Origin of the sequence: uncultured Marivirga sp. (assembly GCF_963974845.1) — a bacterium.
Lineage (GTDB): Bacteria > Bacteroidota > Bacteroidia > Cytophagales > Cyclobacteriaceae > Marivirga > Marivirga harenae.
Genome location: NZ_CAXBEQ010000011.1, coordinates 1 through 22589, shown reverse-complemented (window position 1 = coordinate 22589; position 22589 = coordinate 1). Strand labels below are relative to the sequence as shown.

General features: G+C 35.8%; 22 protein-coding genes. 17 read left to right on the top strand and 5 right to left on the bottom strand.

All coding sequences use genetic code 11. From position 1 onward, the window contains the following. Positions 1 to 123: 123 nt before the first annotated feature. The gene (locus AAC601_RS17935; protein ID WP_340154023.1) at positions 124 to 2103 is read right to left on the bottom strand and encodes a dehydrogenase E1 component subunit alpha/beta; all 1980 of its coding nucleotides are present in this window, start codon (positions 2101 to 2103) and stop codon (positions 124 to 126) included. 170 nt (positions 2104 to 2273) lie between these two features. On the opposite strand from AAC601_RS17935, the gene AAC601_RS17930 reads away from it, so the two are divergent. The 7 genes from AAC601_RS17930 to AAC601_RS17900 all read left to right on the top strand — a co-directional run bounded on the left by AAC601_RS17930 (position 2274) and on the right by AAC601_RS17900 (position 9207). After that, the gene (locus AAC601_RS17930) at positions 2274 to 3512 is read left to right on the top strand and encodes a pitrilysin family protein (protein ID WP_340154022.1); all 1239 of its coding nucleotides are present in this window, start codon (positions 2274 to 2276) and stop codon (positions 3510 to 3512) included. Beyond that, entirely contained in the window at positions 3509 to 4012 is a 504-nt protein-coding gene (ispF, locus tag AAC601_RS17925) for a 2-C-methyl-D-erythritol 2,4-cyclodiphosphate synthase (protein WP_303271661.1), read from the top strand. The genes AAC601_RS17930 and ispF overlap by 4 nt, the downstream gene beginning before the upstream one ends. Positions 4013 to 4014: 2 nt before the next feature. Continuing rightward, positions 4015 to 4695 carry a tRNA (5-methylaminomethyl-2-thiouridine)(34)-methyltransferase MnmD gene (mnmD, locus tag AAC601_RS17920; RefSeq protein ID WP_340154021.1) on the top strand — a complete coding sequence of 227 codons (681 nt, stop codon included), beginning with the start codon at positions 4015 to 4017 and terminating at the stop codon, positions 4693 to 4695. A 481-nt stretch (positions 4696 to 5176) separates the two neighbouring features. Further along, positions 5177 to 6334, top strand: coding sequence for a formimidoylglutamase (locus AAC601_RS17915; RefSeq protein ID WP_303271659.1), 1158 nt, complete (start codon positions 5177 to 5179; stop codon positions 6332 to 6334). A 22-nt stretch (positions 6335 to 6356) separates the two neighbouring features. After that, positions 6357 to 7091 carry a DUF6503 family protein gene (locus tag AAC601_RS17910; RefSeq protein ID WP_340154020.1) on the top strand — a complete coding sequence of 245 codons (735 nt, stop codon included), beginning with the start codon at positions 6357 to 6359 and terminating at the stop codon, positions 7089 to 7091. Then, a complete protein-coding gene (locus tag AAC601_RS17905; protein WP_340154019.1) occupies positions 7088 to 7531 on the top strand; it encodes a hypothetical protein in 444 nt (147 codons plus the stop codon). The genes AAC601_RS17910 and AAC601_RS17905 overlap by 4 nt, the downstream gene beginning before the upstream one ends. A 167-nt stretch (positions 7532 to 7698) precedes the next feature. Continuing rightward, positions 7699 to 9207, top strand: a complete 1509-nt coding sequence (locus AAC601_RS17900; RefSeq protein WP_303271656.1) for a sodium-dependent transporter — start codon at positions 7699 to 7701, stop codon at positions 9205 to 9207. Positions 9208 to 9355: 148 nt separating this feature from the next. Here AAC601_RS17900 and AAC601_RS17895 read toward each other — a convergent pair whose 3' ends face one another. Then, positions 9356 to 9898 carry a DUF1543 domain-containing protein gene (locus AAC601_RS17895; RefSeq protein WP_340154018.1) on the bottom strand — a complete coding sequence of 181 codons (543 nt, stop codon included), beginning with the start codon at positions 9896 to 9898 and terminating at the stop codon, positions 9356 to 9358. A gap of 66 nt (positions 9899 to 9964) precedes the next feature. Here AAC601_RS17895 and tpx point away from each other — a divergent pair, with 66 nt between their 5' ends. After that, positions 9965 to 10480 (top strand): thiol peroxidase, encoded by a 516-nt coding sequence (tpx, locus tag AAC601_RS17890; protein WP_340154017.1) that lies wholly within the window; start codon positions 9965 to 9967, stop codon positions 10478 to 10480. Between the two features lie 70 nt (positions 10481 to 10550). Here the strand turns inward: tpx and AAC601_RS17885 are convergent, their stop codons facing one another. After that, positions 10551 to 11534, bottom strand: coding sequence for a hypothetical protein (locus AAC601_RS17885; RefSeq protein WP_340154016.1), 984 nt, complete (start codon positions 11532 to 11534; stop codon positions 10551 to 10553). 416 nt (positions 11535 to 11950) lie between these two features. Here AAC601_RS17885 and AAC601_RS17880 point away from each other — a divergent pair, with 416 nt between their 5' ends. Next, positions 11951 to 12718, top strand: a complete 768-nt coding sequence (locus tag AAC601_RS17880) for a hypothetical protein (RefSeq protein WP_303271652.1) — start codon at positions 11951 to 11953, stop codon at positions 12716 to 12718. A 67-nt stretch (positions 12719 to 12785) separates the two neighbouring features. Here the strand turns inward: AAC601_RS17880 and AAC601_RS17875 are convergent, their stop codons facing one another. Both AAC601_RS17875 and AAC601_RS17870 read right to left on the bottom strand, forming a co-directional pair. After that, positions 12786 to 14225 carry an aldehyde dehydrogenase gene (locus tag AAC601_RS17875; protein ID WP_340154015.1) on the bottom strand — a complete coding sequence of 480 codons (1440 nt, stop codon included), beginning with the start codon at positions 14223 to 14225 and terminating at the stop codon, positions 12786 to 12788. Between the two features lies 1 nt (position 14226). After that, the gene (locus tag AAC601_RS17870) at positions 14227 to 15009 is read right to left on the bottom strand and encodes an SDR family oxidoreductase (protein ID WP_303271650.1); all 783 of its coding nucleotides are present in this window, start codon (positions 15007 to 15009) and stop codon (positions 14227 to 14229) included. A 146-nt stretch (positions 15010 to 15155) separates the two neighbouring features. On the opposite strand from AAC601_RS17870, the gene AAC601_RS17865 reads away from it, so the two are divergent. From AAC601_RS17865 to AAC601_RS17830, 8 genes are all read left to right on the top strand, one after another. Further along, entirely contained in the window at positions 15156 to 15686 is a 531-nt protein-coding gene (locus AAC601_RS17865) for a 3-hydroxyanthranilate 3,4-dioxygenase (protein WP_340154014.1), read from the top strand. A gap of 98 nt (positions 15687 to 15784) precedes the next feature. Beyond that, a complete protein-coding gene (locus AAC601_RS17860) occupies positions 15785 to 16834 on the top strand; it encodes an amidohydrolase family protein (protein WP_303271648.1) in 1050 nt (349 codons plus the stop codon). Then, positions 16821 to 17303, top strand: coding sequence for a methylated-DNA--[protein]-cysteine S-methyltransferase (locus AAC601_RS17855; RefSeq protein WP_303271647.1), 483 nt, complete (start codon positions 16821 to 16823; stop codon positions 17301 to 17303). Before AAC601_RS17860 ends, AAC601_RS17855 begins: the two co-directional genes overlap by 14 nt. Before the next feature lie 76 nt (positions 17304 to 17379). After that, positions 17380 to 18690, top strand: a complete 1311-nt coding sequence (gene kynU, locus AAC601_RS17850; protein ID WP_303271646.1) for a kynureninase — start codon at positions 17380 to 17382, stop codon at positions 18688 to 18690. A 7-nt stretch (positions 18691 to 18697) separates the two neighbouring features. Next, a complete protein-coding gene (locus AAC601_RS17845) occupies positions 18698 to 20035 on the top strand; it encodes an NAD(P)/FAD-dependent oxidoreductase (protein ID WP_340154013.1) in 1338 nt (445 codons plus the stop codon). Positions 20036 to 20100: 65 nt separating this feature from the next. Then, positions 20101 to 20766 (top strand): FAD-binding oxidoreductase, encoded by a 666-nt coding sequence (locus tag AAC601_RS17840; RefSeq protein ID WP_340154012.1) that lies wholly within the window; start codon positions 20101 to 20103, stop codon positions 20764 to 20766. 196 nt (positions 20767 to 20962) lie between these two features. Further along, positions 20963 to 21634 (top strand): SDR family NAD(P)-dependent oxidoreductase, encoded by a 672-nt coding sequence (locus AAC601_RS17835; protein ID WP_303271643.1) that lies wholly within the window; start codon positions 20963 to 20965, stop codon positions 21632 to 21634. Between the two features lie 404 nt (positions 21635 to 22038). Then, a partial coding sequence (locus tag AAC601_RS17830; protein ID WP_340154011.1) for a CHRD domain-containing protein occupies positions 22039 to 22589 on the top strand: 551 nt, incomplete at its 3' end.

Sequence of the window (22589 nt, the reverse complement as noted above, 5' to 3'; positions counted from 1 at the left end):
TATGACTAATGATACTCCAACTGGTCGATATAGTATTTTCTCTAACAAAATGTATTTACGAAACCTTCAATTTAACCCCATTTTTTAGAATAATAAATTTTTCATCGGGACATGTACTTAAATCTAATAATCTACCAATTTTCTCAATTTATTTTTGATTCTTTCTTTTGGCAAAAAGTTTTGTTCCAAATCTGCATTAAAAGGAACTGGGGTGTCCAAACTTCCTTCTCGCATCACAGGTGCATCTAAGGCTTCAAAGCAGTTTTCACTAATCCATGCGGCTATTTCACCACTTATACTTCCTGTAAGACAATCTTCATTACAAATCAATACTTTCCCAGTTTTCAGTACACTGGCTTTCACCGTTTCTTTATCCCAAGGTAACAATGTTCTTAAATCAATCAACTCAACAGACATATCGCTTAAATCATTCATTGCCTCTTTTGCCCAATGAACTCCCATTCCATAAGTTATTATAGAAATGTCTGTCCCTTTCTCAATAACATTGGCTTTGCCGATTTCCACGGTATAATAATCATCAGGAATATCATCAGTCAACGACCGGTAAAGCGCCTTATGTTCAAAGTACATTATAGGATTAGGATCCTCTATTGCCGCAGTAAGTAAACCTTTGGCCTCATAAGGATTGGACGGAAATACAATTTTCAACCCAGGAGTATGAAAAAACCATGCTTCATTGGACTGAGAATGAAATGGACCGGCGGCCACTCCCGCTCCTGTTGGCATTCTTACCACCACATCAGCGTTTTGACCCCATCGGTAATGAGATTTAGCCAGATTGTTCACGATTTGGTTAAACCCACATGTCACAAAATCAGCAAACTGCATTTCTATCACTGATTTTTGTTTTTTAATGCTCATTCCCAAACCAATCCCAATAATAGCTGATTCGCAGAGGGGCGTATTTCGGATTCTATCTTTCCCGAATTTATCGATAAAGCCTTCCGTGATCTTAAAAACTCCTCCGTAATCGGCCACATCTTGCCCCATTATCACTAGCTGTGGATATTTTTCAAATGATTGCTTTAGACCATCCGAAATAGCATCAACATATCTTTTTGGACTCTTATTATCCGTTTTCGGCTCTATTACTGTTGATTCAACTTGCAAAAACAAATCAGCAACTTGTTGTTCAGTATTCACTTCAGGATAAATATCTTCTCCTGCTAGTTTTAATCCGTTATTTATATTTGCTTTTATCTCAGCCCTTAAATCATCTATTTCACTTTGAGAGATAATTTTTTCCTTAAGTAAAAACTGCTCATAATTATTAACAGGATCTTTTTTAGCCCATTTATCAAATAATTCCTGTGGGACATACTTGGTGCCTGAAGCTTCTTCATGTCCTCTCATTCTGAAAGTCATAGCTTCTATTAAAATAGGTTTTGGATTTTTACGAATTTTTTTAGCTGCTTTATCTACTGCATGATAAACATCCAAAATATTATTACCATCCACTTTAATGGCCTCCATTCCATATCCAGGACCTTTGTCTATAAAGTTTTTGAATTTGAATTGTTCATTGCTTGGTGTGGATAGCCCATAACCATTATTTTCAATCATGAAAATCACAGGTAAGTCCCATACAGCTGCTACGTTTAATGCTTCATGAAAGTCTCCTTCTGAACTACCTCCATCACCACTAAAAACAAGAGTTGCTTTCTTTTCTCCACTTAATTTGCTGGCAAGTGCAATTCCATCAGCCACACCTAATTGAGGGCCTAGGTGAGAAATCATCCCAACAATATGAAATTCATTAGTTCCAAAATGGAAAGAACGGTCTCTTCCTTTTGTAAAGCCTTGCATTTTACCTTGAAATTGAGAAAATAATCTGCTCAATGGGATATTCCGACTAGTAAATACCCCTAGATTCCTATGCATTGGTAATATGTATTCATCTTCTTGAAAAGCGGCAGTTGAACCAACTGAAATAGCTTCTTGTCCAATTCCAGAAAACCATTTGCTAATTTTATTTTGCCGCAGCAAAATCAACATTTTTTCTTCAATGAGTCGCGGTAACAAAATTTGTTTGTATAAGTTGATGAGCTGACTGTCGGTTAATTTTTTTCTATCGAATTGCATGAAAAAATACCTTAAAGAAAGGCTTTAAAGGTTTAAGTTTAGTTTTTAAATTAGTGTTTCTATCTTTGGGTTTCCTTAAAAAATCGGAAACTATTGTCCGACAAATTTAAAGTAATGGTCTTATCTGCAAAAGCCATTATATTTTTTATTTTTGATTCACTCATTAGCTTATGATAAAATATAATTCTTTTACGCTTGATAATGGTTTAAATGTATATGTCCACGAGGACAAAAATACACCTTTGGCCGTTATTAACCTACTTTATGATGTGGGTTCTAGAGATGAAAAAGCCGACAAGACTGGTTTCGCCCATCTATTTGAGCATTTGATGTTTGGGGGATCAAAAAACATCCCTAACTATGACGAGCCACTTCAAAGGGTTGGAGGTGAAAATAATGCATTCACAAGTCCGGATGTAACCAATTATTACATAACACTCCCTGCCCAAAACATAGAAACCGCTTTTTGGCTAGAATCTGATCGGATGATGTCACTCTCCTTCGATCCAAAAGTTTTGGAGGTACAAAGAAGTGTTGTGATTGAGGAATTCAAACAACGGTACTTAAACCAGCCATATGGTGATTTATGGCTGAAAATGCGTCCCTTGGCCTACGAAAAACACCCTTATCAATGGGCTACAATTGGAAAAGAAATTTCTCATATTAAGAATGCTACCATGGATGACGTTAAGGAATTTTTCTTTACTCATTACAGACCCAACAATGCTTATTTGGTGATTGCTGGAAATGTAGAAACGGAGCATGTTAAGGCCTTAACTGAAAAATGGTTTGGGGAAATCCCTGCCGGTGAGAAGAGAAACCGTAATTTACCAAAAGAGCCCAAACAGCAAGAAGCAAGATTTCTGGAAATAGAATCGGATGTGCCAGTTGATGCTTTGTATAAAGCTTATCACATGCCTGCCAAAACGGATGAAAAATATTATGCTTCTGATTTGATGAGCGATATTTTAGGTAGAGGAAAATCAAGCAGACTTTACAAAAAACTAGTCAAGGAAGACGGAATTTTCTCTAGCTTGGCTGCATACGTAACAGGCTCGGTTGATCCTGGACTACTCGTAATTAGTGGTCAAGTTTCATCAGGAATTAGTTTAAAGAATGCCGACCTTGCCGTTCAACAAATTATAAAGGAATTACAAGCTGAGGAAGTGGCTAATAAAGAATTGGAAAAGGTTAAAAACCAAGCAATTTCCACCATCGTATACGGGGAGGTTGATATTCTAAACCGTGCCATGTCTATTGCGTTTGGTGCTGCTATGGGAAATCCGAATTTGGTAAATGAAGAAACAGATTTGATCAAAGCGGTTAGCACCAAAGACATCCATACTGTCTCAAATGAAATATTGCAAGACGAAAATTGTTCTACTATTTACTATAAAGCAAAAAAATGAATTTCAGAATTGGTTACGGATATGATGTGCATCGTTTGGCTGAAGGAGAAGAATTTTGGCTAGGCGGCATTAAACTAGATTATCACAAAGGCGGAGTTGGTCATTCAGATGCAGATGTTTTAATCCATGTAATTTGTGATGCCTTATTAGGGGCAGCTAATTTACGCGATATTGGTTATCACTTTTCAGATCAGGATGCTCAATACAAAGGAATTGATAGTAAGATTTTATTGGAAAGGACCATTGCCCTGATCCGAGAAAAAGGATACGAAGTTGGTAATTTAGATGTAACGGTAGGCTTGCAAAAGCCCAAAATCAATCCTCATATTCCTGAAATGAGAACTGTTTTGGCTAAAGTTATGAAAATCAGTGAGGACGATTTATCATTGAAAGCCACGACCACTGAGAAGTTAGGTTTTGTGGGAAGAGAAGAAGGGATTGATGCGCATGCGGTCGCTTTGATTTATAAAGTTAATCACCAAAGTGATTTAGATAATTAGTCATGGACAATATCAAAATTATAACTACTGAAGACGGGTCCCATTCACTTTACCATGAAGAATTAAAAGAAACCTATCATTCTTTTCATGGTGCACTACAGGAATCTGTTCATGTATTTATTGAAAAAGGCCTGCGATTTTGGAGAACAAAATCAGGTTTACCTAAGCAGGTAGATATTTTTGAAGTAGGGTTTGGTACGGGTTTAAATGCTTTATTGGCTGCACATTTTGCTATGGAAAATGAGGTGAAAATAAATTTCACTACTATTGAGCCTTTTCCTTTGGATATGGAGATTATAAGTCAATTGAATTACGCTACTTCGATTGATGGTGATGATTTGAAAGCAACTTTTGAGCAAATACATACAAGCATTTGGGGTGAGAAGGTAGAAATCAATCCATATTTTTCAATTCACAAAATCAAAAAAAAGCTCGAAAATTTACAAATAGATCAAAAGTTTGACGTTTTGTTTTTTGATGCGTTCGCCCCGAGTAAGCAGGCAGAACTGTGGACAGCTGATCTAATGCAGAAATGTTTTAATTTACTGAAAGATGGTGGTGTATTTACAACCTACAGCGCCAAAGGGCAATTAAAAAGAGATTTGAAATCTGTTGGTTTTGAAGTGGAAACTTTACCTGGTCCTCCCGGAAAGAAGGAAATGGTGAGAGCCAAAGTGAATTGAACTCTTTTAGTTAATGTCTTCGACATTATTTCTATACCACAATAGATTCAAAAGTCAACAAAAGTAGAATTACCGATTGCAATTTGTAAGTATAAAAAGCTGCAAAAGAAATATTGCCAGTGCATGAAGCTCAGCTGCTTTCATATATGAAACTTAAAAATCCCTAAGGGAATCCTTTTTAATTTTAATGTTTATAACCTCTACAATGAAGGACAAAAAACCTTTGTAAATGAGTACTTTACTGAGTTGGTGTAGAAATAATCAAGATTATTTCCTTTTGTTATCTTTAGTCTCTTTTGTGGTTAAAATAAATCACGAAGTGATTAATTAAGGCTTGGTCAGCTATACATTAAGGTAATTTGAATTTGAAAATTTACCAAGATATCCAGAAAAGAATACTTTGGAGTTAAGCTTTTACAGATTATCAAATCATTTACTCCAAAATTCATGTCCATCAAATTATTGTTATTAAATTCAAGCCATGGATTTAAGACTTTTCTTTAGCCCCGTTCCCGAGGAGATTTTTTCCGACATCAAAAAGCAGGGGAGCTTTTACAAAAACATAAAAATTTACCAGGAGAAATTTCCTGATTATAAAAGTGCCGATATTGCTTTAATTGGCATATCCGACAAAGGCAATAATGAAGAGAACGCTGGTACAGCGGGAAGTGCCGATGCCTTAAGAAAAAAGCTTTACAGATTGACAAAAGGCTCTGGGGCCTATAATATTGTGGATTTAGGTAATATATCTGAAGCCATAGACACAGAACAAACATTCGGAAGAGTTCAAGAAGTTTGCCATGCTTGCATCGAAAATAATGTGCTACCCATTCTGATTGGAGGTTCACATGATATGGGATTTGCACAATATTTGGCTTACGAAGAAATGGACAAGCTCATCAGTGTTTTAAATGTAGATGCATTTTTAGACATGGAGGATAAAGAAGCTCCTGCCAATCAGCAGCATATTCAGAAATTGCTGATGCATCAGCCAAATTATTTATTCAATTACAGCCATTTAGCTTATCAAACTTATTTAGTAAACCCTCAGGCAATCAACACGCTCGAAAAACTCTATTTTGAAGCGCATAGAATAGGTGCATTACGTCATGATTTAAAAGAAATGGAACCCGTAATTCGGCAGGCCGATATGTTCAGTTTTGATTTAACGGCTTTAAAATCCTCTGATTTTCCAGCTACAGCAAATGCTCAACCATTTGGCCTGACTGGTGAAGAAGCTTGTCAATTATGCTGGTATGCAGGGATCAATGAAAAATTAAGCGCCATAGGATTTTATGAATTTGATATTACCAAAGATGATGAATCCAATAAGTCTGCAGCAGTTTTATCCACGATGATTTGGTATTTCATTGAAGGGTTTTATCATCGAAAAGAATCTAGGGATTTCCGTTCAAATGACTATATGAAATATGTGGTTTCTATGCCTATGGAACCAGAAACCTTAACTTTCTATAAAAGTAATTTTATAGATAAATGGTGGATGGAAGTTCCAAATCCATCAGGAAACAACCGATTTAATAGAAATTCAATAGTTCCTTGTAGCTACTCCGATTATCAACAGGCTTTAAAAGGTGAATTGCCAGAAAGGTGGATTGTCATGCATTCCAAACTATTTTAATGTTAAGGCGTATTTCAGTTCTATGAGAAATGTTATTGGAATAATAATTATTACAGTTTTGCTAGCTGCTTGTAACCCAAGTGAGCAGTCAGTTGAAATACAAATTCAAACAGCCATTGAAAACCATGGCGGAGATGCCTATGAAAATATAAGTACTCAATTTCAATTCCGAGATAAATTCTATAAACTTCAACACTTCGGAGGAAATTTTAAGTATGAAAGAATATTTAAAGATTCGCTCAATAGAGAAATTAATGATATTTTAGATAATGATGGATTCAGAAGATTACGGGACGGAAAAGAAGTTGAGTTATCAAGCAAAGATTCTGCCGCCTATTCTAATTCGGTAAATTCGGTTCATTATTTTGCCCTATTGCCTTACAATTTGAAGGACGAGGCTGTAATAGCACACAATAGAGAGGATGTTCTAATAAATGGGCGACCTTATAAAACCATCGAAGTAACATTCAAAAAAGAAGGCGGGGGTAAAGATTATGAAGATATCTTTATGTTTTGGTTCAATACGAGCACTTATGAGATGGATTATTTTGCATATTCTTATGAAACTGAGGGCGGAGGCGTGAGATTCAGAGAATCGATTAATAAAGAAAAAGTAAAAGGTGTTATTTTTCAAGATTACAATAATTATAAAGCTGAAAAGGGAACTGATTTAATTGAATTACCTCAAATGTTCGAGCAAGGAAAACTAGAATTGCTTTCTGTAATTGATTTAGAATTTGATGTTGAAGATTTATGATAGTATCAAAACCACGATTTAATACCATTTTCGCTCTAAGTATATTTTTGGTGCTAGTTTTTGGCTCCTTTTTTCTTTTATTGGATAGTCTGCTAAAAAGTGAGTCTTTTTTCATCGTAAAATTGATATTAACACCCATTACTTTGGTTATAGCATTATTGGTTTTGGGGAAATTATTAGCAGCAATAAAAATTGTAAAAGCAGGTAATAATAAATTAAATATTTTTTTTCCCATAAGCCGGAGTAGAGTGGAACTACCACTGGATGAAATCAGAGGTTGGAGAGAAGACATAGTCAAAACCAAGCAGGGTGAATTCAGAGAAACGAAAATCCCCTATGGTAAGAAAAAAGTCATTAAACTTTCTAATAAAGAGAATACCGAATACGAGAAATTAGTAAAATACCTCAATCAAAAAGCCAAAAAGCAGAAAGCAGACTAAAGCCCATCATACATTCTATCCGTATTAGAATCACATAATTAAATCCCAAAAGATTTTAAAAATAGGGGCTATTTCCTTCATAAGCCCTAAACGAATCCCTTCATATCTTTGACAAAGTCAGATGTTTAGCTAAATTCGGCTTATTTTAAATCGCAAATAAGACTTTTATGGCGCAAAAAACAGAAGAGTTTAGTAATAGGTGGGGAATAATTCTTGCTGCATTAGGAATGGCTATTGGTGCAGGAAACTTATGGCGGTTTCCTAGAATAGCTGGAGAGCATGGAGGTACTTTTATCATTCTCTGGATGTTATTTTTAGTAGTATGGTCCATACCATTACTGATGGCAGAATTAGCTATTGGTAAGCATTACAAAAAGGGTACCCTAGGAGCACTGGGTAGTCTTGGTGGCAAGAAGTTCAATTGGATGGGTGTTTTCGTGACAATAGTTACGATGGGGATCGCTTTCTACTATTCAGTTGTAACAGGATGGTCCTTAAGATATTTCATTTTAAACACCCAAAACCTGATCGATTATATTTTTGGTTCAGGAGCCATGAATGAGCAATTCGCAGATCCTAATGTGAATTTCATGGAAACATTTTGGGCAGGATTATCTAATTCTAGCTGGCAAGCTGTGCTGTGCTATATGTTTACCATTAGTATCGCAATCTGGGTGCTTAGCAAAGGAATTAAGCAGGGACTAGAGAAAACAAACAAGATTTTAATTCCTACTCTTTTCATTCTACTAATGGTAGTGGCCGCTTTCGCAATACAAATGCCAGGTGGAACGCAAGGTTTGGAATATTTATTTACGATTGACGTAGAGAAATTTAAAGATCCCATTATTTGGATAGAGGCAATCACCGATTCCGCTTGGAGTACAGGTGCTGGCTGGGGTTTAATGATCACAATTGGTTCATTTTCTAGACAGAAAGAAGACGTTACTTTAAATACATTTCTAGGGGCATTTGGAAATAATACAGCTGCTTTATTAGCTGCAATGGCAATTTTACCTGCAGTATTTGCCATGGCTGCAACTCCAGATGAAGCAGTAGCCTTTTTACATGATGGCAATACCGCATTAGTCTTTACTATTTTGCCACAATTGTTTGCTCAGATGCCAGGTGGTCCATTTCTTTCCTGGATTTTCTTTGGAGCCTTTGCTATGGCTGCATTTAGTTCGATACTGCCGATGATGCAATTAATCATAAAGAATTTGACTGATTATAGTTTATCCAAAAAGCAAGCAGCCATTATCGCAGGTGCAGCTTGTTTTGTTATTGGTTTTCCATCCGCCTGGTTTTTGTCCGTTTTCGAAAATCAAGATTGGGTATGGGGAGTCGGTTTATTAGTGAGTGGTATTTTTATTTCTTTCCTAATCATTAGATACGGACCAGCAAAATTCAAGCGAGATTTCATTGATCAAAATTCAGATTTCAAAGTTTCTCCAATCTATTTCACAGGAATGATTTATTTCAACTTTGTGGCAGGCTTGTTCCTTGTTTATTGGTGGATGAGCCAAGGCTACAGTGAGTATCCGTGGTTTGACGAAAATGGAAATTGGAATGTGATGGATATATATAGTAATGCAACGATTGTTACGCAGTGGGGAATTGCATTATTAATAGCAATAGTATTTAATGGATGGTTTTACAAAAAATTTGTTAAAAAATGAGCACGGAAGCAATAATAGGAATGGTAGTATGCCTTACCATAACAGTCGGAGGATTTTTAATATTTTTGTTTAAAGCCTTAAGCATGGATAAAGAAAAGGAAAAGTAAATAAACGAGAATTAGAAAAAGGGATTAGAAAATCCCTTTTCTTATTTCTGAGCTAAAAATTCCTTTACCACTTTTTTGGGTAATACGTGATAACCGTTATTAGGCTTGAGATTTTCTCTCTTTTCGGTTGGAGTTAAATGAATATGGTATCCATTCAGTTCTTCAATAGCAATCATATCATCCACTTCGTATAAATCATCTTTATGCACTTCATCATAGCCGTTTAATAATTTCTCCTTCGCTCTTTTTTTGATTTCTGTTGCTAATTTACCCACTAAAAAGGTATTGGCATGATGCTCCATAAAATCTCCTTCTTTATACGCTCCCAAATTAACGAAGAACAGTTTTTTCTCTGGTTCTAAACTTTTCTTCTTGTCTAAACTGATTTCATATCCATCCACAACCTCCAACTCCATATAAGAATCAATATGCATTTTCTCAGGAAGGCCAAACCACTTTTCTAATAATTGGAAATAGCAATCTTCTATTTTGCTACCAATTGCAAAAACAACATCATGTAATTCAGTATTAGATCTTTCTGCCCTTCCACCTAAAACGACAGCATACAATTTTAAATCCTTCATTTTTATAATCTTTATCAAAAACCAGTAACTATTCTAACTAATTCAAGTTTAGCAAAGGTAAACTAAATGAAAAAAAATAATATGGCAAAGGTAACATTGGGTGGAAACCCTTCAAATACAGTAGCAGATTTACCCTCCAAAGGTCAAAAGGCACCTGATTTCAAATTGGTTAAAACCGATATGTCTGAAGTTTCACTTGCAGATTACAACGGAAAAAATGTGATATTAAATATTTTTCCTAGTGTTGATACAGGTGTTTGCGCTACTTCAGTTCGAGAATTTAATGAAAGAGCTGCTTCTTTAAACAATACTGTAGTTCTGTGTATTTCAAAAGATCTACCATTTGCTCAGGCAAGATTCTGTGGTGCAGAAGGAATTGAAAATGCAATTCCAGTTTCAAATTTTAGAAATGAGAGCTTCGGCAAGGATTATGGAGTTGAATTGCTCGATGGCGGATTTAAGGGCTTAAATGCAAGAGCGGTTGTGGTTGTAAATCCGCAAGGAGAAGTAATTTACACTGAGTTAGTTCCAGAGATTGGTAATGAACCTGATTATGAACAGGCACTGAAGGCAATTAGCTAATGATAAAAGAAATAAAAAAATAGGCCTAGAAACAATTCTAGGCCTATTTTTTTTTAAGAAAGAATATTAATTACTCTTCCATTACTATTGAAAACTCGATTTGACCGTTTTCACCATCACCCGGAGTTATTGATTCTATTAACAATAAGCCACGTTTTGCACCTGTGGATTTAGACCCATCAGTTTCAAAAGCCAGTACATCGCCTTCTGAAAGATTTATGATACGCCCATCCGTATTTCCAGCTGTTCCATCCTCAAATGATTCATTAATTAAAGTCAAATTAGCTTCGTTAAATTGAGATTCTGTAACAGATGTTGCTCTAATCAAAGTGTTATTTCTAGTTCCCCAAGCATTTTGTCCATATTCAAAAGGATAATTTGCCGGTGAGGCTATAGTGGCTGCAGTTTGATTGTTACCGGAACCATAAAAATAGCCAAAGTCTATATCGGCAGAAAGCGGTTGCGAACTACCATTAACTTGAGCCATTGAGTAGGTTTCACCAGTATTTGTACTGAAGAAAGTTTGAGACGTTTTACTAGCTGTTGTTCCTTCAGCATTCTGCAATGGAGCTGCTAATAGAATGGCACTAAAATTAACCAATGGCTCTTCATTTTCTCCAACTTCAACGTCCAAAGTGCCCTGACCTGATCTTCCTTCTTCATCTTCCATTTCTATTGTAAAAGTTAAAGTTTGGTTCGCAAACTCATTTGGAATTTCAATACCGTTTATTGTGAAACTACCTTCTGTACTTCCTGCAACATCGAATTCATTTAAATCAATTACATTGCTTGATATTCCAGTTGCATCAAAAGTCAATATAAACTCTTCAGTTTCAGCATTAATAGTTGCACCTACCACAGGATCATCAGCTGTAAAATCTACCACCAAGTCAATTACATCTCCAGGAAGATATACATCCTGCTCATTTTCAACTGACACCGTTACGTTTGGCGCACTGCCAACCGGAGTTTCATCTTCTGCCGGATCACAAGCAGTGAAAACAAAAGCTCCTGTTAAAGCAAATAACAGTCCATTTCTCAAAAATTTCATCATAGTTTAACTCTTTTAATAATTATAAAATATAAATACAAAATTATATCCGGTTAGATTTAGCCGAATAATTTAAAGACCCAATTAAAGACCATAAGGTTGTTATAAATCAAAATATTTTTTATCAATTTGCTAATTTACTCCAGCGAAAATTAATTTTCCATTAATTTTAATGTGCACGTATTTTTAACGTAATTTGTTATATATTAGTATATTAGATATATGCAGTTTGAGTATTAGCTTAACTACACAGAATAAAAAAAATATTTTTTAGGTATTTCAATTAATTTATATAACTTTATTGATAGAATTTTAAGGAATTAATTTTAACTTGCTTAAAGTTTCATAGTATTTTTACTTGAGATATATTGAAATTTCGCATTTGAAAACTAAATTTACCATCACTAAAAAACTGAATTATGGCAGAGAATAACCAAAGCATCTTTGACATGATAAACCAATACGGACCGTATGTTGGTATGGTCATCATTGGGGTAGCCGTCTTACTTGTTTTACTTTATTACTTGAGGTTAGGTACTTTAAGTGAATTTAAACAAAAGTATGATTACATTAACAAAAACGAAATTGATGTACTATGGCGATCAGCTGTAATTATATTAATTGGTGCTGTTATTTGGGTAAATTCCCTATTTGGTGAGACAGAATTTTTATGGTTATCCGTAAAAGTTTTTGTATCTGCTATGTTGGCTCTTATCATTGGAGTAATCATTCAAAATGTACTAAGGTTTTACTATCCTTTTTACATTGAGAAGAGATTAAAAAAATTACGTTATACTCCTAGAGTTTCACCTAAAACAGGCAAGCCTATGAAACTTCTTAGTGAAGAAGAAGAGGATGTTTACTTAGATGAAGGTATGCAGGCAGAAGAAGATATTTTCTCTGTAGATTATGACGTTTGGGTAGATGAAGAAACGGGATATACTAAAATTGAAAAGTATTCTGGTCACTTGCATGCATTGCAATGCTCTGAGTGTAATTACCAGACTTTAAAAGTTGTTAAAGAGGAAATTATTAAATCTCCAACGGTAACTGAAGATGGAGAGTTAATGAAATATTTCAAATGCTCATATTGTGGACATAAAGCTAGAAAGACTTTCCACATTGCTAAACTAAAAGAACCAAGTCCAGAGGCAGCGCCTACTGACAGTTCATCAGCTTCAGCGTAAAACAAAAAACAATTTTTATAAAAAAGCCAATCAAGTAATTTTGATTGGCTTTTTGCATTTCTACACTTTAGTATTCAATACAGACATTTTTAGGCTCAGTAAAAAATCTCAAAGCTTCCAATCCTCCTTCTCGTCCTAATCCGCTATTCTTCATACCGCCAAATGGCGTTCTTAAGTCTCGGTTCATCCAGCAATTAATCCACACAATCCCTGTTTCAATTTGATCTGCTATTCGATTAGCTTTTGATAAATCCTTAGTCCATATACTTGAAGCCAAACCATATTCACTGTCATTTGCTAACAAAAGAGCTTCTTCTTCACCTTGAAACACATTTAGACTAACTAGAGGACCAAATATTTCCTCTTGATTTGTTGTGCAGGTATTAGGCAAATTTTCAAAAACATGAGGCCGAAGAAAATATCCGTGTTTATACTTCTCTTCCAACTCTATCGGTTCTTCGCCACATAATAGTCTACCACCTTCTTCTTTTGCTATAGCAATATATCTCCTAACTTTATCTAAATGTTGAGCCGAAACCAACGCCCCCATATTGCTAGACTGCTCATCTGGCGCCCCTACTTTCAAAGCCTTCACCTTATCGACAAACTTCCCTTTGAATTGCTCATAAATAGACTTCTCTATATAAATTCTAGAAGCACACAAACAGATTTCTCCTTGATTTGTAAATGAAGCGCGAACTAAACCCTCTACTGCTTTGTCCAAATCACAGTCAGCAAACACCAAGGCTGGATTTTTACCGCCTAATTCTAGTGATACTTTCCTGAACAATGGGGCTGAAATTTCTGCTATTCTCCTTCCAGTTGTAGTACCCCCAGTAAAAGAAACTGCCTTGATATTTTCACTTTCTACAATAGTATTACCAATTTCCGGACCTTGCCCGTGTAGAATATTTAAAACTCCTTTGGGTAATCCCGCTTCTATGCAAAGCCTACTAAAAAGATATGCTGTGTATGGTGTGATTTCCGATGGTTTAGCTATTACACAGTTTCCGGCAGCAAGTGCTGGTGCAATTTTCCAAGTGAATAGGTAAAGCGGTAAATTCCATGGCGAAATACATGCTACTAGCCCCACTGGTCTTCTTAACGTATAATTTATAGAATTTTTACCTGAATGTGATTCACTGCTAAATTGTGTGATTGCATGTGCAAAAAACTCCATATTTGCACTGGCTCTAGGAATATCTACAACTCTTGCTAATTGTAAAGGCTTGCCTGTATCCTGAGATTCCGCTTGGGCTAGTTGATCTAGGTTTTCTTTGATCAGAGATGAAATTTTCATCAAATAATTAGCTCTTTTTTCTACAGACATTTTGCTCCACATCGGGAAAGCCTTATTTGCAGAATTGATGGCTGCTTTCAAATCATCCTGATTAGATAACGGAATCTGAGCAAATACTTCAGCAGTAGCTGGGTTCACATCATCCATATATAGGGATGATTTTGGAGGAACTAAATCACCATCAATATAATTAGCTATTTTTATCATTTTAAATGCAGTCTAATCGTCCACCATCAACAGCTAAATTCACTCCATTTATATATGATGCCTTTTCTGAAGATAAAAATAAAACTGCGTTAGCAACTTCCACTGGCTCTGCAAATCTTCTGGTTGGGATATTCAATTGCATATCTTTACTTACTTCATCCAAACTCTTCCCAGTTGATTTACTTTTGTTCTGGATGATTCCTTCCAACCTTCCTGTCATTGTAGCCCCAGGAAGTACGTTGTTTACTGTAATTCCAAAAGGGCCTAATTCATTTGAAATGGTTTTAGACCAGCTTGCTACAGCTCCTCTAACCGTATTAGATACTCCTAAATTAGGTATGGGTTGACGAACAGATGTGGAAATTATATTTATAATTCTTCCATATTCTGCATTTTTCATATTTGGAATAACAGCTTGTGATAAATACTGGTTGCAAATCAAATGCTGCTGAAAAGCATTCATATAATCTTTTCCCAATGATTCATGGGCCTGTCCTGGACTTGGACCACCCGTATTATTGATTAATATATCAACCTGGTTTTTAGCGCAGTATTCTAAAACCACTTCGCGTAATGATTCTGGGTGACTGTAATCTGCAACTAAGAAATGATGTGTTTGATTCGTATTGGAGAGTTCATTGAGAGTAGCTTCTAATTTCCCTTTATCTCTAGCAATTAGGGTGACATGAGCCCCCTCTTTTGCAAATTCAAGTGCTATGGCTTTTCCAATTCCTGCCGTACTACCACCCACTATGACTCTCTTCCCTGATAAATTTAGATCCATTTTTAATTAATTTTATAGATGTATATCATCATCTGTTAATATTATCTGACTCATTTTAAACTCCGTCTTAATTTCACTAAATTTAGAAGATTAACAAAATCAATTCACAGATATAACTGTTTTTAGCTATACAAAACTGATTAATTATGGCGATAAAAAGACCTTTTAACTTGACAAAATGGGTGGAAGAAAACAGAGATTTACTTAAACCACCAGTCGGTAATAAAAATTTATATACCGAGGCTGGAGACTATATAGTAATGATCGTAGCCGGTCCAAATGCACGTAAAGATTACCATTACAATGAAACAGAAGAACTTTTTTACCAATTAGAAGGGGAGATATCTGTGAAAATCCAGGAAGATGGCCAGGCAGTTACCATGGATTTGGGTCCAGGAGATATGTTTCTATGTCCAGCAAGAACTCCACACAGCCCAATCCGGAAAGATGGATCCATTGGGCTAGTAGTGGAGAGAATCAGAAAAGGAACTGACATGAAAGATGGTCTATTGTGGTTTTGCGATAATTGCAACCATAAACTTCACGAAACCTATTTTCCATTAATAGATATAGAAAAAGATTTTCAACCCAGATTTAAAGAATTTTATACATCAGAAGAAAAACGTACTTGCGATAATTGCGGACATGTAATGGAAGCAGATCCAAGATTTGTATAGATAGAGCCTATTTGGCAATTAGTTGAGTTAATTTATCTAATATTTATTGAGTACCAAATTACTAATATTTATATTTTTTAATATCAGATTCTGCAAGGATGGAAAAAGTAGCTGACATAGTATCAAAAAGACCTTTAAAGGTAGATATTCATACGCATATTTTGCCCAAAAATTGGCCTGATTTGCGTGAACGATACGGCTATGGTGGCTTTATTCGTTTAGAGCATCATAAGCCTTGTTGTGCCCGTATGATGATGGATGATAAATTCTTTCGAGAGGTAGAAGACAACTGCTGGGATCCTAAAACCCGAATGCATGAATGTGATCATCATCATGTGGATGTACAAGTTTTATCTACGGTTCCAGTTATGTTCAGTTATTGGGCAAAGCCTGACGATGCACTTGATTTGTCTATGATGCTGAATGACCATATTGCCGAAATTGTAGACAGATATCCTGACAGATTTATAGGATTAGGCACACTGCCGATGCAAGCGCCTGATTTAGCGATTAAAGAATTAGAAAGATGCATAAAAGAACTGGGTTTAGCGGGAGTGCAGATTGGAACTCATATCAACGATTGGAATTTAGAAGCACCTGAAGTTTTTGCAGTATTTGAAGCTGCTCAGGACTTAGGAGCATCAATTTTTGTGCATCCATGGGATATGATGGGAAAAGACCAAATGCCCAAATATTGGTTGCCATGGTTAGTGGGTATGCCTGCTGAAACATCTCGAGCGATATGTTCGATGATTTTTGGGGGAGTTTTTGAAAAACTTCCCGATTTAAAAGTAGCTTTTGCTCATGGAGGTGGTTCGTTTCCTGCCACAATTGGCAGAATAGGACACGGATTTGATGTCCGTCCTGATTTATGCGCTATTGATAATCCGCATCATCCAACTAAATACCTAAAAAAGTTCTATGTCGACTCTTTAGTTCATGACCCCTCCACTTTAGAATATTTGATTAAAACCATGGGAGAAGATTTTATTGCATTAGGAACAGATTACCCGTTCCCCTTAGGCGAGTTGGAGCCTGGAAAAATTATTGAAGAAAGTGGTTTTGATGCTGAATTAAAATCAAAGCTATTAGGGCAAAATGCGTTGAAATGGTTGGGGTTACATCAAGAAGCATATGCAGGGCATTGATCAAGAATTCTTCATTGACACTAAAATCGGGAAGCTTCTCGTAGGTATCTCTAAAAATAAGATTGGCAAAATTTCATTTAATCAGCCTGATTTTAGTTTGAAAGGAATAAAACCGAAAGTAGTGAATAATTTAGAAAATCAACTTTTGGAGTACTTCATGGGACATCGGAAAACATTTCAAATAGATTATAATTTAATAGGAACAGAATTTCAAAAAGAAGTCTGGCAAAAATTGCTTGACATCCCTTACGGAAAAACGATTAGCTATGGTAAATTAGCAGCCCAAATGGGAGATGTTAAGAAAATTAGGGCTGTGGCTAATGCGGTCGGTAAAAACCCTGTTCCAATTGTAATTCCTTGCCATAGGGTGGTGGGAGTGCATGGCAATTTAACAGGTTATATTGGCGGATTAGCGAACAAAAAGTATTTAATCGAACTTGAATCGAACAGGCAGCTGGGCTTATTTTAAGATGAGGTTTTATTGAGGCATAACGCCTTACTTTTTAAACATATAATTAAATAACGATAACACATTAATATACGGAATGACTGAAAATTACCAGAATACTCTTGAATATGCAAAAAAAATGGATCAAGCGGATCCGTTGAAAAAATATAGAAATGAATTCCATATACCAATCATTGATGGTCAGCAAGTGATTTACTATACTGGTAATTCATTGGGGTTACAACCCAAAAGGACCCGATCATTTCTAGAAAAAGAAATGAAAGATTGGGAGCTTTTTGGAGTTGAAGGTCATTTCAATAAGAAAAAAGAAAATATTTGGTATAAATATCATGAATACGGAAAAGAAGCTATAGCCGAAATTGTTGGAGCCAAACCAATTGAAGTGGTTCCGATGAATAATTTAACGGTGAACCTTCATCTACTATTGGTTTCATTTTATCGCCCAAATGCCCAAAAGTATAAGATTATTGTAGAAAAAGGTGCATTTCCTTCCGATCAATACGTATTTGAATCTCAACTAAACTTTCATGCCTATCATGGAGGAACAAAATTGTTTGATCCGAAGGAAGCCTTAGTTGAAATTGCCCCTAGAGAGGGAGAGGATACTTTAAGGACTGAAGATATAATTTCAACAATTGAGGAGCACCAAAACGAACTATCTCTAGTAATGATGGGTGGTTTACAGTACTATACTGGTCAATTTTTTGACCTAAAAAAAATAACTAATGCAGCTCATAAGGTAGGAGCCTATGCAGGTTTTGACTTAGCGCATGCCGCTGGAAATATAGAATTGAAGCTGCATGATTGGGATGTGGATTTTGCAACTTGGTGTACATATAAATACTTAAACTCAGGTCCGGGAAATGTCTCTGGAATCTATGTTCATGAGCGATTTGCAAATGATAAGGAATTACCGCGTTTCGCAGGTTGGTGGGGACATGATGAAAAGGAGCGTTTTAAGATGAAAAAAGGATTTATCCCTATGGAAGGAGCTGACGGTTGGCAATTAAGCAATACCAATGTACTCGGCCATGCTGCTCACTATGCATCATTAGAAATATTTAAGGAAGTCGGCATGAAAGCCCTGCGAAAGAAAAGTATTTTACTTACTGGCTATCTAGAATTTTTAATCAATGAATTCAATAAGGAAGAAAAGATTTTTGAAATCCTTACACCGAAAGATCCTGATAACAGAGGATGTCAATTATCCTTATATTTATTAAAGTATGGAAAACCACTATTTGATGAATTGATGAAAAGGGGTGTTTTAGGAGATTGGCGAGAACCAGACGTAATACGTTTAGCTCCAGTCCCTTTGTATAATACTTTTGAAGAGCAGTATCAATTTATAGAAAAGTTGAGAGAAGCAGTTAATGTCCTAAAATAAACTGATTTTGAAGAGAGAAATTAAACATATCGGAATTCTTGGCGCAGGTTTGGTAGGTGCACTTTTAAGCATTTACTTGAGAAAAAGAGGCTATAAAGTGAGCCTTTATGAGAAAAGAGACGATATGCGAAAAGCTTCTTCAGATTCAGGACGATCTATCAATTTGGCCCTAAGTCGAAGAGGGATAAAAGCATTAGAGGATATTGGCGTTATCAAAGAAGTCGAGGAGATCATGCTGCCCATGGAGGGCAGAATGATGCATAGCCAAGACGGGGAACTCACTTTTCAACCTTATGGAAAAGAAGGTCAATATATTAATTCGGTTTCCAGGGGAAATTTGAATAAAATATTACTGAGTAAAGCAGAGGCTGAGGGCGTAGAGATAAAATTTGAGCATGCCTGTAAATCAGTTGATTTAGAAGGGACTAGCGTTACTTTTGAAACTTCAGGTACCGAAAAAACTATGCAATTTGACTTGTTATTCGGTTCCGATGGGGCTTTCTCAAAGATGCGGCAGGCAATGGTAAAAACTGATCGGTATAATTATGAGCAGTATTACATTCCGCACGGCTATAAAGAATTAACGATCCCAGCAACCGAAAATGGTGACTTCGCCATTGCGCCAAATGCACTGCATATTTGGCCAAGGGGACAATATATGTTGATTGCATTACCTAATTTGGACAAAAGCTTTACTTGCACTTTATTCTTTCCGTTTGAGGGCCAACCTTCTTTTGAAAGTTTGCAAACACCTCAGCAAGTGTTAAATTTTTTCAGAAATACATTTCCTGATAGTTTGCCGCATTTAAAAAATATCCAAGGGGAGTATTTTCAAAATCCTACTTCATCTTTAGTGACTGCTAAATGTGAGCCTTGGGTTAAAGGTAATTGTGTTTTAATCGGTGATGCAGCTCATGCTATTGTCCCATTTTATGGCCAAGGAATGAATGCCGGATTTGAAGATTGCTATGAACTTAATCAATTGTTGAATAATCATCAGGATGATTGGGAAAAGACATTAATTGATTATCAAGTATTGAGAAAAAAGGATGGAGATGCTATAGCAGATTTAGCCTTGCACAACTTTGTTGAAATGAGGGATTTAGTAGCGGATGAAAAATTTCTGATTCAAAAGAAAATTGAAGCTAAGCTGCATGAACAATATCCAAAAAAGTGGATTCCACTCTATTCAATGGTGACATTTAGTGATTTAAGGTATTCCGAGGCTTATGAGATTGGGAAAAAGCAACAAACAATTATGGATGAGGTGATGCAGCGTCCTGACATTTTAGAAGATTGGGAAAGCATTGATTTAGAGAGTATTGTCCAAAAACTGGAAGGTTAGCACCAATGCTATCAAAACAATTTACATTGATTTCGTTTCTATAAGAGAACTAAAAGTTTATAGAAATGGGATATACCGTAAAAATCACCGATGTGTTATCATTGACACACAATGTGAAACAGATTACAACCGAGAAGCCAAAAAATTATAAGTTCACACCAGGGCAAGCCACAGAAGTAGCCATCAATAAGGCAGACTGGAAGGACAAAAAACGACCCTTCACTTTTACTTCCCTCCCAAAAGATAATCATTTAGAATTTGTAATAAAGACATATCATGACCACCAAGGTGTTACGCACGAAATAGACAGCCTTGTTGAAGGAGATGAATTAATCGTTGATGATGCGTGGGGTGCAATAGAATATAAAGGGACTGGAACTTTCATCGCTGGCGGAGCTGGAATTACGCCATTCATTGCAATATTTAAAGACCTGGAAAGGAAGAATGAGATAGGGGAATGTAAATTAATCTTCTCTAATAAAACAGGAGATGATGTGATTTTAGAATCCTATTTTAATGATATTTTAGGCGAAAACTTTATTTCTACTTTGACACATCAAAATATTGAAGGTCATGAAAACAAAATGGTAGATATGGATTTCTTAAAAAATCATTTGGAAAACTTTACGCAACACTTTTATGTGTGCGGTCCTGATGCGATGGTAAAAGTTGTGAGCAAACATTTAGAAATGCTGGGAGCAAATCCTGATGGAATCACATTTGAAAAATAAACTAATCCTAATTTTAGAGATTTCACCAAGCCAACTTGATTTTTAGTGCTGTGGAATTTATGATTACTGTCTGTGTGCCGTCGGCCACATGAGGAACTGTGGTTGGTGAAACACCAAGCATGTGAGGTCCAACACTTGACAAGTTTATTTGATTAAAATTTTCGAAGTATCAATAGAAAAATTAACAGACAATATTATGAATATATTAGTAAGTGGAGCAGACGGGAATTTGGGAAGTGCGGTGATTGATAAATTAAAATCTGAAGGAAATCAGATTTTCGGTCTTTTCGGAGAGAAAGAAAATGCCAAAAATTCAGATGATAACTTTCAGAAAGTTGCTATTGATTTGATGGATCCAAAAGCCTCAGCAGCAGCAGTTGATCAAGGAAACAACTTTTTTGGAGAAATCAATGGTGCCGTTTTGACTGTCGGTGGTTATGCTGGCGGAAGTATAAAAGATGTTTCGATTGAAGATATTCATAAGCAGATCAGGTTAAATTTTGATACTGCTTTCAATTTAGTGAAACCACTATTAGATAGGATGCCTAAAGGAGGTCAAATATTCCTAATTGGTGCTAAACCAGTCTTAGCTTCTGCTGATTTAAAAAATGTAGTTTCTTATGGTTTAGCCAAGCAGCTAATTTTTAGCTTGGCAGATATTATTAATGCTGATTACTCTGAACATCATATAAGTGCACATGTCATTGTGCCTAGCATCATTGATACACCTCCCAACAGAGAAGCAATGGCTGATATGAACTTCGATGATTGGGTTAAACCAGAGCAAATAGCAGAGACAATTGCATACTACTTAAAACATCCTGAGCTGAAAGCTGGAATTATCAAGGCTTTTGGCAATATCGTTTAATATCCTTTCACAATCACTTCAGGCTTGCTTAGAAACAATTACTTGTTAAAAAATTCGATATTAGAGTTTCCATCAATTGTTTGAATCCAGTTTTCATGCAAATTCAAATATTCTAAGCAAGCCTAGCTTATGTCTTGCCTCCTAATACCAGATAATTTTCTCAAAATCTTAAGTTCAACATTGAACCCCATCATGTCTAAGGTTTGTTGTTTAAAGTTTAGCGTTAATCTTAGCCCAAATTGATTTAAGCAAGAATATTAGTCTTAGCACAAACCCTATCAATCCGAAAATTCCTTTTGTTCGTAGATTTCCTGTGTAGGTTCACATGTGACTAGTCAAAACAATTCGAACTACAGTATGTTAAACAAAACGAATATAAAAGTTAAACAAAAAGAAAGTTTTTTATGAGAAATCTATTAAAAATACCGAATTTTTTGTCACTAAGCTTGCTGTTGTTATCAGCTACATTTATTGCTTGTGATAATGAAGACGATGATATGCAACCTGATGAAATGGATGAAACCATAGAATTATCAGGTGAAACTAAAGTATACCCTTTAAGTGAGATCAATGATTCTGGAGTTAGCGGAAGTGCAACATTAGAGGAAACAGACGGTGGGTCTACTCTTTTAACTATAGAACTAACAGGAACACCGGCAGATGGTGAGCATCCAGCTCATATTCATTTTAATTCTGCTGCTATTGGTGGAGGCATTGCAGTTTCTTTAGAACCCATCAACGGTGAGACTGGACTTAGTGAAACCTTAATAGAAGCAGATGATAATGGTGCACCAATATCATTCACTGAGTTATTAGATTTTGATGGATACATTAATGTTCATTTAAGTGCAGATGAATTAGGTACTATTGTGGCTCAGGGTGACATTGGTTCCAACGAATTGACAGGTGAGTCCAAAACTTATAATTTAGCAGAAAGAGCAGTTGATGGTATTTC

Excerpts from the sequence above, each read along its gene's own strand:
- AAC601_RS17935 (WP_340154023.1), bottom strand. The coding sequence starts at position 2,103 with ATGCAATTCGATAGAAAAAAATTAACCGACAGTCAGCTCATCAACTTA.
- AAC601_RS17855 (WP_303271647.1), top strand. The coding sequence starts at position 16,821 with ATGCAGGGCATTGATCAAGAATTCTTCATTGACACTAAAATCGGGAAG.
- AAC601_RS17905 (WP_340154019.1), top strand. The coding sequence starts at position 7,088 with ATGATAGTATCAAAACCACGATTTAATACCATTTTCGCTCTAAGTATA.
- AAC601_RS17865 (WP_340154014.1), top strand. The coding sequence starts at position 15,156 with ATGGCGATAAAAAGACCTTTTAACTTGACAAAATGGGTGGAAGAAAAC.
- ispF (WP_303271661.1), top strand. The coding sequence starts at position 3,509 with ATGAATTTCAGAATTGGTTACGGATATGATGTGCATCGTTTGGCTGAA.
- mnmD (WP_340154021.1), top strand. The coding sequence starts at position 4,015 with ATGGACAATATCAAAATTATAACTACTGAAGACGGGTCCCATTCACTT.
- AAC601_RS17870 (WP_303271650.1), bottom strand. The coding sequence starts at position 15,009 with ATGGATCTAAATTTATCAGGGAAGAGAGTCATAGTGGGTGGTAGTACG.
- AAC601_RS17860 (WP_303271648.1), top strand. The coding sequence starts at position 15,785 with ATGGAAAAAGTAGCTGACATAGTATCAAAAAGACCTTTAAAGGTAGAT.
- AAC601_RS17900 (WP_303271656.1), top strand. The coding sequence starts at position 7,699 with ATGGCGCAAAAAACAGAAGAGTTTAGTAATAGGTGGGGAATAATTCTT.
- AAC601_RS17910 (WP_340154020.1), top strand. The coding sequence starts at position 6,357 with ATGAGAAATGTTATTGGAATAATAATTATTACAGTTTTGCTAGCTGCT.
- tpx (WP_340154017.1), top strand. The coding sequence starts at position 9,965 with ATGAAAAAAAATAATATGGCAAAGGTAACATTGGGTGGAAACCCTTCA.
- AAC601_RS17840 (WP_340154012.1), top strand. The coding sequence starts at position 20,101 with ATGGGATATACCGTAAAAATCACCGATGTGTTATCATTGACACACAAT.
- kynU (WP_303271646.1), top strand. The coding sequence starts at position 17,380 with ATGACTGAAAATTACCAGAATACTCTTGAATATGCAAAAAAAATGGAT.
- AAC601_RS17895 (WP_340154018.1), bottom strand. The coding sequence starts at position 9,898 with ATGAAGGATTTAAAATTGTATGCTGTCGTTTTAGGTGGAAGGGCAGAA.
- AAC601_RS17885 (WP_340154016.1), bottom strand. The coding sequence starts at position 11,534 with ATGATGAAATTTTTGAGAAATGGACTGTTATTTGCTTTAACAGGAGCT.
- AAC601_RS17880 (WP_303271652.1), top strand. The coding sequence starts at position 11,951 with ATGGCAGAGAATAACCAAAGCATCTTTGACATGATAAACCAATACGGA.
- AAC601_RS17930 (WP_340154022.1), top strand. The coding sequence starts at position 2,274 with ATGATAAAATATAATTCTTTTACGCTTGATAATGGTTTAAATGTATAT.
- AAC601_RS17835 (WP_303271643.1), top strand. The coding sequence starts at position 20,963 with ATGAATATATTAGTAAGTGGAGCAGACGGGAATTTGGGAAGTGCGGTG.
- AAC601_RS17915 (WP_303271659.1), top strand. The coding sequence starts at position 5,177 with ATGGATTTAAGACTTTTCTTTAGCCCCGTTCCCGAGGAGATTTTTTCC.
- AAC601_RS17875 (WP_340154015.1), bottom strand. The coding sequence starts at position 14,225 with ATGATAAAAATAGCTAATTATATTGATGGTGATTTAGTTCCTCCAAAA.